Annotated in this window: 1 protein-coding gene; it reads left to right on the top strand. The window is 61.3% G+C overall.

Annotated features, from left to right (window positions below):
- A partial coding sequence (locus tag AC5RUU_RS19685; RefSeq protein WP_493976877.1) for an ATP-binding cassette domain-containing protein occupies positions 1-261 on the top strand: 261 nt, incomplete at both ends.

Consider the following 261-nt stretch of genomic DNA (forward strand, 5'->3'; position numbering starts at 1 on the left):
TTGCCCAGAAAATCCGAAAGTCCTTCGGCCCCAAAACGGTCCTGAAAGACATCAACCTGGAGATCGCCAGCGGTGAAATCTGCTGCATCATCGGACCCTCCGGCTCCGGCAAGTCCACCATCCTGCGCTGCATCAACGGCCTGGAAACCGTCGACTCCGGCGTACTGAAGGTCAACGGCGAGGACTTCGGCTACTACGAAACCGACACCGCCTACCACGCCCTGCCGCCCAAGAAACTGGCCCAGCAGCGCACCCGGGTCG

This window comes from Arthrobacter sp. K4-10C, assembly GCF_059090085.1.